The 17063-nt window shown below is 36.8% G+C and carries 13 protein-coding genes; all 13 read left to right on the top strand.

Annotation, left to right across the window (positions count from 1 at the left end):
* Positions 1–114: 114 nt before the first annotated feature.
* The 13 genes from AADJ06_RS02405 (at position 115) to AADJ06_RS02345 (ending at position 17017) form a co-directional block, all read left to right on the top strand.
* Positions 115–2172 carry a Piwi domain-containing protein gene (locus AADJ06_RS02405; protein WP_341224798.1) on the top strand — a complete coding sequence of 686 codons (2058 nt, stop codon included), beginning with the start codon at positions 115–117 and terminating at the stop codon, positions 2170–2172.
* 1 nt (position 2173) lies between these two features.
* Positions 2174–3631 (top strand): DEAD/DEAH box helicase, encoded by a 1458-nt coding sequence (locus tag AADJ06_RS02400; RefSeq protein ID WP_341224797.1) that lies wholly within the window; start codon positions 2174–2176, stop codon positions 3629–3631.
* Positions 3632–3952 (top strand): hypothetical protein, encoded by a 321-nt coding sequence (locus AADJ06_RS02395; protein WP_341224796.1) that lies wholly within the window; start codon positions 3632–3634, stop codon positions 3950–3952.
* A gap of 85 nt (positions 3953–4037) precedes the next feature.
* Positions 4038–4214, top strand: coding sequence for a hypothetical protein (locus AADJ06_RS02390; RefSeq protein ID WP_341224795.1), 177 nt, complete (start codon positions 4038–4040; stop codon positions 4212–4214).
* Positions 4211–4393 (top strand): hypothetical protein, encoded by a 183-nt coding sequence (locus tag AADJ06_RS02385; RefSeq protein ID WP_341224794.1) that lies wholly within the window; start codon positions 4211–4213, stop codon positions 4391–4393. The genes AADJ06_RS02390 and AADJ06_RS02385 overlap by 4 nt, the downstream gene beginning before the upstream one ends.
* A 180-nt stretch (positions 4394–4573) precedes the next feature.
* A complete protein-coding gene (locus AADJ06_RS02380; protein ID WP_341224793.1) occupies positions 4574–4993 on the top strand; it encodes a hypothetical protein in 420 nt (139 codons plus the stop codon).
* Between the two features lie 123 nt (positions 4994–5116).
* Complete coding sequence (locus AADJ06_RS02375; RefSeq protein WP_341224792.1) at positions 5117–7498, top strand: multicopper oxidase domain-containing protein; 2382 nt, start codon at positions 5117–5119, stop codon at positions 7496–7498.
* 82 nt (positions 7499–7580) lie between these two features.
* Positions 7581–11405, top strand: a complete 3825-nt coding sequence (locus tag AADJ06_RS02370) for an efflux RND transporter permease subunit (protein WP_341224791.1) — start codon at positions 7581–7583, stop codon at positions 11403–11405.
* The gene (locus AADJ06_RS02365; RefSeq protein ID WP_341224790.1) at positions 11402–12640 is read left to right on the top strand and encodes a TolC family protein; all 1239 of its coding nucleotides are present in this window, start codon (positions 11402–11404) and stop codon (positions 12638–12640) included. The genes AADJ06_RS02370 and AADJ06_RS02365 overlap by 4 nt, the downstream gene beginning before the upstream one ends.
* A gap of 20 nt (positions 12641–12660) precedes the next feature.
* Positions 12661–12927 carry a heavy metal-binding domain-containing protein gene (locus AADJ06_RS02360; protein WP_341224789.1) on the top strand — a complete coding sequence of 89 codons (267 nt, stop codon included), beginning with the start codon at positions 12661–12663 and terminating at the stop codon, positions 12925–12927.
* A 72-nt stretch (positions 12928–12999) separates the two neighbouring features.
* Positions 13000–13212 carry a hypothetical protein gene (locus AADJ06_RS02355; protein WP_341224788.1) on the top strand — a complete coding sequence of 71 codons (213 nt, stop codon included), beginning with the start codon at positions 13000–13002 and terminating at the stop codon, positions 13210–13212.
* 5 nt (positions 13213–13217) lie between these two features.
* Positions 13218–14534, top strand: coding sequence for an APC family permease (locus AADJ06_RS02350; RefSeq protein WP_341224787.1), 1317 nt, complete (start codon positions 13218–13220; stop codon positions 14532–14534).
* Positions 14531–17017 carry a heavy metal translocating P-type ATPase gene (locus tag AADJ06_RS02345; RefSeq protein WP_341224786.1) on the top strand — a complete coding sequence of 829 codons (2487 nt, stop codon included), beginning with the start codon at positions 14531–14533 and terminating at the stop codon, positions 17015–17017. The genes AADJ06_RS02350 and AADJ06_RS02345 overlap by 4 nt, the downstream gene beginning before the upstream one ends.
* The last annotated feature ends 46 nt before the right edge of the window (positions 17018–17063 follow it).

Raw genomic sequence — 17063 nt, 5'->3', positions numbered from 1 at the left:
CTTTATAGTTAGGCTGACCTTCCACCCTCTGCCATTTTTCCTTCGAATTTGATACGCTTTTGGTACTTCTCGATTTTATCAAAAGAATTTATACTATTTAAAAATAAGGAAATAATGAAAAATTTATATTTTAATATACTCACTATCAACTGGCCAAATGAACCAGTAACCCTCTATTTTAGTCTTGAAGAAAACGGAAGAGCTAAAAGGCTTTTCAAAAACTCCTTTACAAAAGAGATTTTGGAAGCTTTCCCTGAAATAGAACTTCAGGGTTTAGAATTTATCTATACATCTTTCAAATACCCGAAACATGGCTTTATGCCTGTAAAGGTTGACCTTCAAACAGCTAATGCAGATTTTGTAAAGCATTATTATCGCGATAGCCTTAGCTGGTATTTCAAAAAAGATAAAAGGCTTTTAGTAAAGAATGGCTACATAGAAAATATTGAACTTTGGGTTCCCTCCTCAAAAGAATCTGATGAACGATTTAATGCTTATGAGCGATTCTCACTCCGAGTACAATACGAAGAAGAAAACAAGCGTCCTTCTATAATTCTATCTTATGAACATCATTCAAAAGTTTTTAGAATGAATTTTAAGGAATTAACCACTTTCATTCCTTCTTCAGCCATTGGAAAGGTTATCTACGGACACCAAATAATACCTTTTGAAAAACTTCAAAAGAAAGTAGATAACTTAGATTATGAGAAGATTTATCCAATTCTAAGAAGGGAAATAGCCGACATTATGGGTATGGATGAACTGGACAGAGAAAGGGTACCTCGTTATAATAGATACTTCGACAAGATAGATACTTTTTATAAACACTTCATTAATTCGGTTGAATTTGAAGCGGACTTTCCAGGCACCACAAAGGGATTTATGAAAGTGCCCGCAACTTTTGTTAATCAAGTAAATAAGGCAAAAGCTGAACTTTCTTTTGAAGACGGGAAAACAGGCCAAAACCCTAAAAAGGATTTCAGAATTTTACACCCAGCCGTTAAATGTCCTTACTCATGTGTCAATATTATATTTGTATATCACAAGGACGACAAAGCCAAAAGAGATGAATTAGCCAACTACCTAAAACATGGCCTACGTCATTATAAAGGGCTTTTGGAGTTTTCTAAAATCCCTAATTTTATAGATGAAGCAGCAGATATATGCTTTACAGATAAAGATAACCCAATCCCTGAATTTCAGGCGAAATTTGATTCGTATAAGTACAATAATGTAGAAGCCAAATACTTTGCAATCTATCTTACACCTTTCACAAAGGCGGAAACAAGAAGACAAGTAAACCGAGTCTACATTCAGGTAAAAGAGTTCTTATTAAATAAAAACATTGTCTGTCAAGGTATAGAGCCTGAGCATATTGGTGGTGATGACTTCGTTTTTACGCTTACGAATATGTCCGTAGCTATTTTGGCTAAATTAGGAGGTCTGCCTTGGCGACTTAAAGTAGAACCTACCAAAGAACTGGTTATAGGCGTGGGTGCTCATAGAAACTATTTGGACGAGGTTACTTATGTCAGCTCTGCTTTTTGTTTTGATAATTCAGGTCGTTTTAATGCCTTTGATTATTTCATAAGAAAAGAAACCAAAGAACTTGCAGGGCTTATTTCTTTAAAAGTCAGAGAGTTTGTAGTTGCCAACGGCACACCTACCAAACTGGTCATTCATTTTTACAAGACCATGAGTAAAAAAGAATTAGAACCAATAGAGCGAGCCTTGGCAGCTTTAGAGCTTCCAAGACCCATTCCTATTTTCATTGTCTCCATCAATAAAACGGCCTCAGCAGATATTCTTGCTTTTGATAAAGATGTAAATCATCTAATGCCAGATAGTGGCGTTTACATCAAAATAGGAAGAAAGAAGTATCTCTTATTTAATAATGCTAGAAACGGTAACTATCACAATAAGCAGGATGGTTACCATTTCCCTTTAAAAATGGCAATAGATTGTAACAATAAAGAGCTTTTGGAAGATACCACCACTGTTCATAACCTCATTACGCAGGTATATCAGTTTAGTAGATTATATTACAAAAGCCTTGCACAGCAAAACCTCCCTGTCACCATAAAGTATTCGGAGATAATCGCAGGTATGGTGCCTTATTTTAAAGGGGATGGTATTCCCGAATTTGCTAAAGATAAATTGTGGTTTATTTAAAATGTACGAATTAAGAGATTATCAAAAGAGAGGAATACGCCAGATTTTTGAAGCTTGGGACCCTAAACGGGGCAACATGAAAAAGGTTCTATTCCAGATGGCTACTGGCACGGGTAAGACCACGGTTTTTTCCGAAATAGTTCGCAAAGCTCATATAAAAGAAAAGGATGTTTTAATAGTGGCACATCGTGCTGAACTAGTCGAACAAATTGTTAATCGCTTGGAAGTGGCAGGGGTGCAGTCAGGCTGCATCTCTGCTAGTTTTGAAGAGAATCGTAATCTTAATGTTCAAGTGGCCTCTATACAGACGCTAACCCGTCGAAAAAAGCCAAAAGCAGAAATTGTGATTATTGACGAATGCCATCATTCCAAAGCTTCTACTTACAAGAAACTCTGGGAAATATATCCGGATGCATGGTTTTTGGGAGTAACAGCCACACCATGGAGATTAAGCGGTGAGGGTTTCGAAGAACAATTTGAAACGCTAATTTGTCTTGAGAACCTTAGTTATTTTTTCAAAAATAAACATTTAAGTCCTGTTAAACATTTGGTTTCTGGTGTCCCAAATCTTACCAAAGTCAAAAAGCAAATGAAAGATTATGACCTCAAAATGTTAAATAACATTATGCTGGAAAATCGCTTAATGGCTAATTTAGTAAACAGCTACTTTCAACATGCTAATGGTAAAAGAATGATTGTTTTTGCTGTGGATATAGAACACAGTCTAGAAATAGCAAGGAGGTATAATTTAAATGGAGTAAAAGCAGAACATATTGATGCAAAAACTCCGAAGGCAGAAAGAAAAGAAATTTTAGAATCCTTCAAATCAGGTGAAACGCTTATCATAAGCAATGTAGACATTATTTCCGAAGGCTTTGATGTACCTGCTTGTGATGCTGTGCAACTGGCCAGACCAACCAAATCTCTTGCCCTTTACTTACAGCAAGTGGGAAGATGCATGAGAAAGGCAGAAGGCAAGGAATTCGGAATAGTTTTGGACAATGCAGGTTTATGGTTAGAGCATGGATTGAGTAATATAGACCGCCATTGGCAAATAGAACCATGGAAATTTACTTCAAGTTCTACAAAACGAAACTCTTCCAATGAAGATACAAGCAGTTTTGCGGCTATGGATGAAGAAGGCGTTTTCCATGACGTTATCAGGCCACAAGAGGCTGAAGGGCTTGAACTCGTTAACATGACTGAGGAAATAGCAGATTGCCTTAGTTTTCACTACTATCTTGAGAATGCCCTTGAGTTAGGTCATAAGCCCATTTCAGCTATCTACAAATTCACCGAACACCTTTTTTATAACAAAAAATATCTTTCCGATTTCGTTATTGATTATGCACATAAACGACTTATTGAGCAAGGAATTGATTATAAAAAAGGTATTTGGTACCACAGAAAAAAAGACTTAAAAAACGCAATTGATAACAACTTACCAATACTTATTTAAATGACTTATTTATTCAATTCCTCAGGTTCATGGATTGCATTCCGTTTAGGAAACTTTCTTTATAACTCTAATGCCAATGTAATTGGTTGGTTTCCTTGGGAAGACAACCATGCCGTGGATTCAAGTGGCAAATACCTTGGCACTGTGTTAGAAAACAGGTTCTATAAAAAGAGTTATTTCGCATATCGAGGTTATGTGGGCTATCCAGGCTACCCTGGTTATCCCGGCTATCCTGGTTACCCAGGCTTTGCGGGATATTGCAGTCTTCCATCAGATGGTTCAAATTATACTGCGGAGGAACTCAACAATATTAAATGGTAGCCTTACAATTTCATACAGTCAAAGTTTAATGTAGTACTCTCTTTTTATTATATCTTTGACAAAACCATAGTTCATTACCCAAAGAATGCCAACCCTCAACTGGATAGGAAAAGAAAAAGTAGTCAACCATCATCGTGATGTTCCTTTTAAAGTTTTGGAGCATAATTACGGCTTTTCAGCCGAAAATGGCGAATCTGAAGTACTCACAGAAAGTGGCAATATGATTATCCATGGTGATAACTTGGAAGCACTAAGATTGTGACAGAATCAGGTAATGTTATTTTACTAGAAACAAAAGGAGACGATAGAGATAATCCAGATAGTGCTTCTAAGAGGCGTTTGGGTAACAAATGGGCAGATTTAGCAGGTAAAGAGTACCATTACTTTATGGTTTATGATAAAATATCTCCTGAAGGTGCATTTAATAGGATAAAAGCATAGGAGTTAATTGGCATGCTTTAAAATCATTCAAATTGAAAACTAAATAATTAAAGAATATCATTCTGAAATCTTACAACATACTCCACTAATTATGTAATAGTTTTAAATCTTGATACCTTAACTTTGTAATAATGATTTCCATCATTCTTTTTTCGGTGGATAATTGTTTACTTTACTACATTGAAAAAAATAATCGCCATATCGCTAGCCTCACTGATTCTGTTCAGTAACATGGGTTTTACCTTTGCCACTCACTTTTGTGGTGGTCATGCGGTACAGTCTGAGCTAGGTTTTGGCGACCATCATTTAGACTGTGGTATGGCCACAATGGATGTTCAGGAAAAGGAAGAACCCGAAAATGAACCAGTGTTTACTACTGATTGCTGTCAAAATTTAGTTTATCAGCTGGACATTACGGATGATTATCAATCAACTCTTGAGCAAATAACCGTAAACCCCGTGTTTACCGTAGCTTTTGTTTATACTTTCTTCACTAATGATTTTCCTCTTATAAAAGGTCAAAATTATTATACCAACTATACACCCCATCCCCTGATAAAACAAGATGTTCAAGTCTTGTTTCAATCCTTCCTTATATAATATCGTATCATAGAATAGGTCTGTAACCTCATTGAGATCAGACCGTAAGGCATAGCTATGTCTTAGATCATTAATTTCTTAATGTTCCTGTTTATCTATTATACCATTAATTAAAAAGATTTCATGATTAATTCATTAACAAAATTTTTTATAGCGTTCTTCTTCATTTCTTCTGCTTTTGCTCAAGGTGGTACTAACGGGCAAAACAGAAATGAAGAGGGTCGACCTGTTCAGGAATATAACCTTACCATCGAAAAAAATAAAATGACGTTAGGCGGTGTAACGGCTAATGCAATGACCATTAATGGCGGTATTCCTGGACCTATTCTCGAATTTGCAGAAGGAGACCTTGCCTTAATCAATGTCACCAATAAAATGGATGTAGAAACCTCAGTTCATTGGCACGGATTGATACTTCCTAATTTTTACGATGGCGTACCCTATTTAACAACACCACCCATAAAACCTGGTGTCACTTTTCAATATAGAATTCCTATTAATCAGTCAGGCACCTACTGGTATCATTCTCACACCATGCTGCAAGAACAAAAAGGGGTCTATGGTTCTATCGTCATTCAACCTAGAGAAAGAACGCTGGATTATGATAAAGATTTGGTGGTAGTCTTGTCAGACTGGACTAATGAAAAGCCAATGAATATACTGCGTAACCTTAAAAGAAGAAACGAATGGTATCAAGTAAAAAAAGGAACATCCGTTCCCTTAAGTAGAGTAATTTCAGAAGGTGCATTGGGTGCTCAATTTAAATTTTGGCGAGATCGTATGGAAGGTGCAGACATTGCAGATATTTATTATCCTGCATTTTTAACAAATGGCAAAAAACTGGCAGAATATTCTGAATTTATACCAGGAGAAAAGGTAAGACTACGATTTATCAATGCCTCGGCATCTACCTATTATTGGATGGATTTTGGCGGCGGCAATCCAATAGTAGTTGCCAGTGATGGAATAGATGTGCAACCTGTACCAAAAAGCCGATTCCTTTTTGGCATAGCTGAAACTTACGATGTAATTGTTACAATTCCAGATGGTATTTTAGAAATAACTGCCACAGCACAAGACGGCTCAGGGCATACCTCTATTCAACTAGGGAAAGGAAAGCTTTATACAGGAACAATAATCGAAAGGCCAGATAAAGTGGAGATGATGAAACAAATGGCTAAAATGGACATGAAAATGGGTGCACCTGCTATGGTGGGAAATAAAATGAAGAATACCCCAGAAGTCTTGATGAAGAAATATGGTATGCAGATGAACATGAAAGGTGGGCAAATGGATATGCCGATGGACAATAAGACTTCGACGCAAAATAACCCAATGAAAGATAAAATGGATATGAAAAAGGGTGCTTCTATGGAGATGAAAAAAGATACCATGCAAATGAAACAAGGCAAGATGTCAGAGGATATGGATGGTCATATATACCATAATGACCACACAATGGAAAAAGTAACGACTGCTTTTGATTATAAAACTCGAAAAAGCTATTTCAACTATGACTTTTTAAAAGCTAAAGAAATTACCACTTATAGGTCAGATTTACCGGTCAATGACATACTACTCAACTTAACAGGTAATATGAGTCGCTATGTATGGAGTATGAATGGAGTCCCTTTATCAGAAACCGATAAAATCAATATCAAAGGCGGTGAGCTAACCAGAATCACTTTAAATAACCTAACAATGATGCACCACCCGATGCATCTTCACGGTCATTATTTTAGGGTAATTAACGAAAATGGTGAGCGTTCACCTTTAAAACATACCGTAAACGTTCCACCGATGCAAAAAGTCATTATAGAATTTTATAATGAAGAGTACGGTGATTGGTTCTTTCATTGCCATGTATTATACCATATGATGGGTGGTATGGCACGTGTATTTAGTTATGATACCCAAAGAGATGAAAGAATGAAGGATTCTCCAGTTCAAAAACTTATTGATGAAACAGACCACTTTTATTCTTGGGGATGGTCACGTCTAGGTTCCAACTTTTCAGAACTAAATTTAGTCTCAAGTAATATTCGGAATGAATTTGGGCTACGTGCAGAATTAGATTACGACCAAAACATTGAAGTAGAGGCGAATTATAATAAATATCTTAACGACTGGGTTCGCTTATATGCTGGTGTTAATATCGAAAATAAAACACCCAATTCTTATGATAACTTCAATACTGTTGGATTGGTGGGTATCAAATATTTTACGCCCTATAGGATTAATGTAGATGTAAGTGTGGACCACCTGTTACGGCCAAGAATTCGATTGGATAGAGAATTGTTGCTTTTCCCGAGAGTTTTCTTAGAAGGAGAATATGAGTACCGTGCGGACTTTGGAACGGTAAATAATTTGGAAAACAATAAATCGGTAGAGGGAGAAACCCAATGGCTAATTGGCTTGTCTTTTATTGTTTCTCGTAATTTTTCAATACAAGGAAATTATAATAACAAATATGGCTGGGGAGGCGGTGCCTTAGTAAGGTTTTAAGGGCCTCAAATAATATGAAATTAATTCTAAATAGAAAGTTTAATCGTTCAAATATGTCACTAGTAATAAATTAAGAAATGATATGTTAAATAAAATCATTCGTTATTTTCTTTATAATAAGTTAGTTACACTGCTATTCTTAGCACTGATAGTTGGCTGGGGAATTATTACCTCCCCTTTTGGATGGAAGACTAGCTTTTTACCATCGGACCCTGTCCCTGTAGACGCTATTCCGGATATCGGAGAAAACCAACAGATTGTTTTTACGCAATGGATGGGTCGCTCCCCTCAAGACATAGAAGACCAAATTACCTATCCACTCACCACATCATTATTAGGGATTTCAGGAGTAAAATCTATTCGTAGTTCATCCATTTTTGGAGTATCCAGTATCTACATCATTTTTAATGAAGACATAGATTTTTATTGGTCACGTTCCAGAATTCTAGAAAAGCTAAATTCATTACCGTCAAACCTCCTTCCCGAAGGTGTACAGCCTGCTTTGGGTCCTGATGCAACGGCATTGGGTCAGGTATATTGGTACACATTAGAAGGCCGAGATAAAAAAGGTAACCCAACGGGAGGTTGGGATTTACACGAGATTCGTTCTGTCCAAGACTTCTATGTAAAATATGGCCTAAATGCGGTAGAAGGAGTTTCTGAAGTGGCATCCATTGGAGGTTATATACAAGAATATCAGATTGATGTAAACCCCGATGCCATGCGGACTTATGGCATTCCTTTACATAAGGTTATGCAAGCTGTTAAAGAGTCAAACCGTGATGTAGGGGCTAAAACCATTGAAATAAATAAAGCGGAGTACCTAGTTAGAGGTTTAGGTTACATCCGTTCGGTAGAGGATTTGGAAAAAGCAGTTGTTGGGGTCAATCAAAATGTTCCTATCCGAGTTAAAGATATTGGAGTAGTTAGTCTTGGACCTGCAACCCGAAGGGGATTATTAGACAAAGATGGAGCTGAAGTAGTAGGCGGAGTGGTAGTGGCTAAATACGGTTCTAATCCCTTACAGGTCATTAATGCAGTAAAAGACAAAATCAAAGATATTTCCAGTGGTTTACCAAAGAAAACATTGACCAATGGTGTAGAAAGTCAACTGACTTTAGTGCCTTTTTACGATAGAACACAGCTAATACAGGAGACACTCGGAACTTTAGAAGAAGCCCTCTCACTAGAAATCTTAATCAGTTTATTAGTAGTGATGGTGATGGTCTTAAATCTGAGGGCTTCCATTTTAATATCCAGTTTGCTACCAATAGCAATTTTGATGGTTTTCATCGCTATGCGATATTTCCACGTTGACGCCAACATTGTGGCTCTATCTGGTATTGCTATAGCCATAGGTACCATGGTAGATTTAGGAATAGTTCTTTCAGAAAATGTAATTAAAAAGATGGAGGAAGCCCCTCCGTCACAAAAGCTCATCGAAACAGTTTATCAAGGTGCCTCAGAGGTAAGTTCAGCTATACTTACGGCTGTAGCAACTACTATTGTAAGCTTTGTGCCTGTATTTACTTTACAAGCCGCAGAGGGTAAGCTTTTTACGCCACTCGCATTTACCAAAACCTTCGCACTTATAGCGGCATTGATTGTGGCCTTATTACTGTTGCCAAGCTTTGCTCATTGGTTTTTTGGTTTCAAGGTCAAGAGCGATAAAGTAAAAAAATACGGAAGCTATGCTTTACTATTGATAGGGTTAGTCACGTTCGTATTAGGCTATTTTTTACCAGGAAGCATTTTGTTTCTATTTGGACTCATTGGAGCCATTAAAATTTACCTTGCTAATAAGAATATAAAAATATCCAAGATACCTGCCTTCGTTTTAAAACATGGCGAACTAATTATCTCTCTAATTGCCGTGGTATGGCTTTTAGCCAAATATTGGTTACCCTTGGGTGCATCCACTTCTTTGTTTACCAATTTCTTTTTTGTAGCCATCATTGTAGGGGTGGTAATTACCCTATTCTTACTCTTGGAGCATTATTACACCCGAATTTTAAAGTGGTGTTTAGAACATAAAACTAGTTTTTTATTAATTCCTTCTTCAATAGTATTTCTTGCAGCAAATGTATGGTTGGGCTTTAATTCTATTTTTGGATTTGTGGCTACTGGCTTTGATAAAGTAGATGTCAATGTCAGAAATACGGCTTTATGGTCTGGCATGTCAAATGCATTTCCTGGCATGGGTAAAGAATTTATGCCTTCGCTAAATGAAGGTAGTTTTCTTTTAATGCCCACTTCTATGCCACATGCAGGAGTAGAACAAAATAAGCAGGTAGTACAGCAATTAGATATGCTATTAGCTAATATACCAGAGGTAGATTTGGCGGTAGGGAAAATGGGAAGAGCGGAAACAGCATTAGACCCAGCTCCCATTTCCATGTACGAAAACATTATCAATTACAAACCTGAATTTGCTGTAAATACAAAAGGTCATAGAGAGCGGTTCTCAGTTGATAAAAATGATAATTTCATTACCAAAGGAGGCGATACTTTGACCAATCAAGAAGCATTACTTCAGGGAATTCATACATCGGAATTAATACCACACGCAGATGGTGAATACTTTAGAAACTGGCGTAAAGAAATTAAATCAAGCGACGACATTTGGAATGAAATAGTTCGAGTAACTAAGATTCCTGGTGTTACTTCAGCTCCAAGGCTACAACCCATTGAAACACGTCTCGTGATGCTTCAAACAGGCATGAGAGCACCAATGGGTATAAAAGTTTATGGTCCAGATTTGAAAACCATTGAGGCATTCGGGATGGAACTAGAAGCTATTTTGAAAGAAGTACCTTCTGTTAAACAAGAAGCCGTTTTTGCAGACCGAATTGTTGGTAAACCCTACATACATTTGAATATTAACAGAGATGCCATATCTCGCTATGGATTAACTGTTGAAGACGTTCAAAAAACCATAGAAACAGCCATTGGTGGAATGCAGCTTACTTCTACTGTAGAAGGTAGGGAACGGTTTCCCGTTCGCATTCGCTATCCTAGAGAACTAAGAGACGACCCAAGTAGTCTTAAAAAAATCTACATCCCCACACCCACTGGGTTTCAAGTTCCTCTAGGAGATTTAGTGGATATTGAATACATCAAAGGTGCTCAAATGATTAAGAGTGAGAATACTTTCCTCGTTGGTTACGTACTTTTAGATAAAAAAGATGGCTTTGCAGAGGTGGATGTAGTAGAAGCTGCACAGGCTCACATAACAGATAAAATTGAAAAAGGAGAATTGATAGTTCCAGCAGGAATTAGCTATAAGTTTTCGGGAAGTTATGAAAATCAAATTCGAGCTGAGAAAAGACTAGCCATCATTGTACCACTAGTTTTAGGCATCGTTTTTCTGATTTTATATTTTCAGTTCAATTCCGTTTCCAGTTCTTTAATGGTTTTTACAGGCATTTCAGTCGCCTTTAGTGGTGGTTTTATCATGCTCTGGCTTTGGGGGCAAAGTTGGTTTATGAATTTCGACTTTTTTGGAGCTAACATCCATGACCTCTTTCAGATGCAAACGGTTAACTTAAGCGTGGCTGTTTGGGTAGGGTTTATTGCTCTGTTCGGTATCGCTACAGACGATGGCGTTCTTATGGGAACATATCTTACCGAAAGCTTTAAAGAGAACAAGTTCAGCAACTTAAAAGAACTTCGAGAAGCGGTCGTCATTGGTGGGCATAGAAGAATAAAAGCTTGTACCATGACCACTACTACCACAATCATAGCACTGCTTCCCATCTTCACTTCTACGGGTAAAGGAGCAGATATTATGTTACCTATGGCTATTCCAGCCTTTGGTGGAATGATAATCGATATCACTTCTTATTTCATTCTACCTGTACTTTTCTCTATAAGGGAGGAAAGAAAATTAAAAAAAATGACATCATGATGAAATCAATCATTCATATTCTATTATTCTTTTCAGTATCAATACTTACCAAAGCTCAATCTTTGGAAGACTACCTCATTATTGCCGCAGAGAACAATCCAGATATTAAGGCTGCTCATTCAGAGTTTAACGCCGCTCTTGAAAAAATACCTCAGGTTAATACCTTACCAGACCCCACAGTTTCGCTTGGTGTTTTTGTAAGTCCTATTGAAACCCGAGTAGGTGCCCAACGAGCAAGACTTTCCCTTAGTCAGATGTTCCCATGGTTTGGTACTTTACAGGCTAGAGAAGACGCTGCAAGTTTAATGGCACAGGCAAAATTCAAAGAAATAGATGTGGCAAAAAATGAATTATTCCTAAATGTGAAGCAGTCTTATTTCCCAATTTATGAAATCAAAGAACACATTAGAATCAATGAAGAAAATCTAAAAATCCTTGATACCTATAAACAGCTTAGCACCATTAAATATGCAAATGGGAAAGCCCCATTAACAGATATATTGAGGGTGGACATTATGACCGAAAACATAAAAACAGACAATAAAATACTCTTTGAAAGTCTTAGTCCACTATATATCACTTTTAATAGGCTATTAAATAGAAGTGATACTGCACACGTAAACATTGACCCCGCCTATTTTGTATCTATTGAAACAGATGTTATCGCTGTTAAAGAAGACCTCCTTAAGAATAATCCTTTACTACACTTAATTGATGCTAAAATTATAGCTGAACAAGCCAATCAGAATTTGGCCGCCTTGAAATCCAAACCAAATTTCGGAGTGGGTTTAGATTACGCCATGATTTCCAAAAGAAAAGGAATTGAAATGGCACAAAACGGCAAAGATGTTTTAATGCCAATGGTAACACTTAGCCTTCCTGTTTTCAAAAAGAAGAATGAAGCTTTTGTAAAGGAATCGCAATTAATGCAGTTAGCATTATCTCAAAAAAAAGAAGGTATTGAAAACAAACTATGGAGCACCTACGCCAATGCATCATTTGAAGTAGACAAAGCCTTGAAACTTTATCTCCATTATCAAAATCAGATAGAAAGAAACGACCAAATTCTTAATCTCCTTTACACGGCTTACGCCAATTCGGGAAAAGATTTTGAAGAACTACTGCGTATTCAACAAGAAACACTCAAATATAATATGGCCAAAGCCACAGCTACTAAAAATTACAATATGGCAATGGCTAAGGTTGAATACATAACGGCTAAAGAACTTTTTTAAACAAATAAATAATTTCAAAAATGAAAAAATCAATTTTAACAATCACATTATCAGCTACTTTCTTATTCTCTTCGGGAGTAATCCTTTCTTCTTGCGGAGGTACAGAAAACAAAGAAGAAACGCATGAACACATGGAAGGTGATGACCACAGTGAGATGAATCAGGAAATGGCTGATGCTACGTATGCTTGCCCTATGCACCCAGAAATTACGGGTGCTGAAGGAGACAAATGTTCTATTTGTAAAATGGACCTAAAGGCAACAGATAATGACATGAAAAGTCATTAATTAGTAATAATAAGGGTATAATAATAAAGTGCCCTTATTATTAATTTAATCAAAATGAAACTTTAAAAGCTAATGAAACGAATACAAGAACTCAGCAAAGAAATTAGTGAATTGACACTAAAAATAGAGCAGGAATATCCTGAATTGTATCAATACCTAGATGAAAACCCTGTGACCATTCCGTGTTGTGAACACCCAGACTTGAATATTAAAACCTTTTCTGATTGGCTTGATAGTTTGAAATTGCTACTTAAACATCACATAGAAAATCATAATAAAGCATAATAGAAATGAATAATTATAAGAAAAATAGTTTAACGTTATCTGGAGCCATTTCATTAGGAACAGGAGTGATGATAGGTGCAGGTATTTTTGCATTATTGGGGCAAGTGGCGGAACTGGCAGGAGAATTTTTCCCTTATGCATTTCTTGTTGGAGCTATTATTTCTGGTTTTAGTGCATATGCCTATATTAAAATGTCAAATGCCTATCCATCAGCTGGGGGTATAGCCATGTACCTAAAAAATGCTTACGGGCCAGGCACCATCACTGCTTCAGGTTCACTTTTAATGGCTTTTTCAATGGTCATTGGTGAAAGCCTTGTAGCTCGTACATTTGGAACGTATACTTTGCAGCTTTTTGATATATCCGAAAAAAGTGTTTGGGTTCCAATATTGGGTGTTTTGTTGTTAATAGTTGCCTTTTTAGTCAATATTTCTGGCAATAAAGTGATTGGCCGTTCTTCCCTTGTGATGGCAATAATTAAAATAGGAGGCTTAGCCATATTCGCCATTGGTGGTCTTTGGGCGGCAGGATTTTCAATTGACGAAGCCTTGCCTACCAATGTATCTGGCAATTATAATGCAACAAGTTACATTGCCGCTTTAGCTTTTACCATTTTGGCTTATAAAGGCTTTACCACCATTACAAACAGCGGTGGTGAGATTATAAATCCAAACAAGAATGTTGGGCGTGCAATTATGATTTCGCTCTTTATTTGCACTTTGGTTTATCTATTAGTGGCATTGGCCGTTTCAGCCAATTTAACAATTCCTGAAATTATAGCAGCAAAAGATTTTTCCCTAGCTGAAGCTTCAAAACCTACATTTGGCCAATACGGTCTATGGTTTACCGTGGCTATTGCCATCGTAGCAACTATTTCAGGTGTTATTGCTAGCATATTTGCCGTTTCCAGAATGACCGCCATGCTCACAGAAGCTCAACTTATTCCACATAAACATTTTGGTATGCCAGGGTCATTACAAAAGCATATGTTGGTCTATATCGTAGTCATTGCCATTACACTCACTGCATTTTTTGACCTGTCTCGTATTGCTTCACTCGGGGCTATTTTTTACTTAACAATGGACATTATCCTACAATGGGGCGTTTTGAAAAATCTCAGAAAAGAAATAAATGCTAATGTCCCAATTATTATTGCTGCCATTTCATTTGACCTGATTGTTTTGGGAGCGTTTATTTGGATAAAAGTGTCCTCAGACCTTTTTGTTGTGCTAATAACAGGTGTTATAATGCTACTCATTTTTGCAGGTGAAAAATGGTTTCTACAAAACAGTCAAACTCAAAAAAATATTAAACAATCATGAAACATACCTATCAAATAACAGGAATGACCTGTAAAGGCTGCCAAAGTCACGTTCAAAAGACCTTAAGCGATGTGTCAGGAGTTACTCATGTAGATGTAAGTCTGGAAGGCAAATCAGCCTCTATAGAAATGGAAAAACATATTCCATTAGCAACTTTTAAAGCTGCATTAGATAAGGACGGCGGAAAGTATGGTATTGGAATGCCGAATGAAAAAATGGATGTAAAACCCCAAAAAACAGCTAGTTCAAAAGAAAGCTCTAATGCAAAATATTATTGCCCAATGCATTGCGAAGGAGATAAAATGTACGATAAAGAAGGCAACTGTCCAGTATGTGGAATGGATTTGGTACCACAAGCAAATGTTGTCAGCGGCTCTCAATATACCTGCCCTATGCATCCTGAAGTTATTGAAGATGCCCCGGGTAGTTGCCCTAAATGCGGAATGGATTTAGTGCCATTAAAACCTGATGATGCCGAAAATAAGACATATCAAAAACTACTTAAAAAGTTTAAAGTTGCGGTGGTGTTTACATTACCCATTCTCATTTTAGTTATGGGTGAAATGATACCCAATAACCCCATTACTGCATATTTAAATATTGATTTTAAAAACTGGATTCAGCTTATACTTTCCCTTCCTGTGGTTTTTTATGCTTGTTGGATGTTTTTTGAAAGAGCTTGGGTTTCATTTAAAACATGGAACTTAAACATGTTTAGTTTGATAGGAATTGGAGCTGGGGCGGCATTTATTTTTAGTATTGTTGCTTTACTATTCCCCTCTATTTTCCCAGACCAATTCAAAAATGCAGATGGGAGTGTTTTTCTATATTTTGAAGCGGTTACAGTAATTCTAACCTTGGTTTTATTGGGGCAATTATTAGAAGCAAGAGCACACAGCCAAACCAGTGGTGCTATCAAAGAATTATTAAAATTAGCACCCACAGAAGCTGTTTTGGTAGAAAATGGAGTTGAAAGAACAATTTCAATTCATGACATTGAAGTAGGTGATTTACTGAGAGTAAAACCAGGCGATAAAATCCCTGTGGATGGTAGCATTACAGAAGGAGGTAGCAATGTAGATGAAAGTATGATTACAGGTGAACCTATTCCTGTAGAAAAAAATGTGGATGATAAAGTAAGTTCCGGTACCATAAACGGTAATAAGTCTTTTGTGATAAAGGCTGAAAAAGTAGGAGACGAAACCTTACTTGCTCAAATTATTAAGATGGTAAATGATGCTAGTCGCAGCAAAGCACCAATTCAAAAATTGGCTGATACCATTTCTAAGTATTTTGTTCCTACAGTCATTATTGTTTCAGTTATGACCTTTATTGTGTGGAAAGTATTTGGACCCGAACCTTCTTATGTTTATGCATTTGTAAACGCTCTAGCCGTGCTCATAATAGCTTGCCCATGTGCTCTAGGCTTGGCTACGCCAATGAGCGTAATGGTAGGCGTTGGTAAAGGAGCTCAAAGTGGCGTATTGATTAAAAACGCTGAAGCCTTAGAAAAAATGGACCAAGTTGATGTGTTAATAACAGACAAAACAGGCACAATTACAGAAGGTAAACCATCTTTAGAAAAGATTCATTCTTTCAATAATTATGCTGAAAATGAACTCTTACTTTTGGCTGCTTCAATCAATTCTCAAAGCGAACACCCTTTGGCTGAGGCTATTGTTAACAAAGCGAAAAATGAAGGAATAGATACTAAACCAATTTCAGGGTTTGAAGCGATTTCAGGGAAAGGAGTTATAGGAATAGTTGAAAATAAAAACATTGTAATTGGTAATGAAAAACTTTTGCAAGATAAAGGAATAGCCATTTCTGAAAACGAAAAAGAGCATATTATAGTCGAACAGAAAAAAGGAAAAACTGTTTCCTATTTTGCTCTTGATGGGCATTTGGAAGGTTTTTTAGTTATCTCAGATGCCATAAAAAGTAGTAGCAAGGATGCTATCCAAAAGTTGATGGATGATGGTGTTGAAGTCATTATGCTTACTGGCGACAATCATAATACGGCAGCAGCGGTTGCAAATGAACTAAACCTTAGCAACTTCAAAGCCGAATGTTTACCACAAGATAAATTGGCTGAAATAAAAAGACTTCAAGCCGAAGGCAAAGTGGTAGCAATGGCAGGTGATGGTATCAATGATGCACCAGCACTGGCTCAGGCAGATATCGGAATAGCCATGGGTACGGGAACGGATGTGGCTATAGAAAGTGCTAAAATCACCTTGCTCAAAGGAGATTTACAAGGAATTGTTAAGGCCAAATCTCTAAGCCATAAAGTAATGCAAAATATTAAACAAAACCTGTTTTTTGCATTTGGTTATAACGTTTTAGGGATTCCTATTGCAGCTGGTATTTTGTACCCATTTTTCGGAATGTTGCTTTCACCTATGATAGCCGCCGCAGCAATGAGTTTTAGTTCGGTTTCTGTAATAGCTAATTCTCTGCGATTGAGAGGTTTAAAATTATAATTATATGAAAACCCTAAAATGGATTTTTAAGAAGTTGTTCATAAAA

It is taken from the genome of uncultured Arcticibacterium sp., assembly GCF_964021845.1.
In the GTDB taxonomy this organism is placed as follows: Bacteria; Bacteroidota; Bacteroidia; order Cytophagales; family Spirosomataceae; genus Arcticibacterium.
Note: the sequence above shows the minus strand (reverse complement) of the source record. Positions and strands in the feature narration are given on the sequence as shown.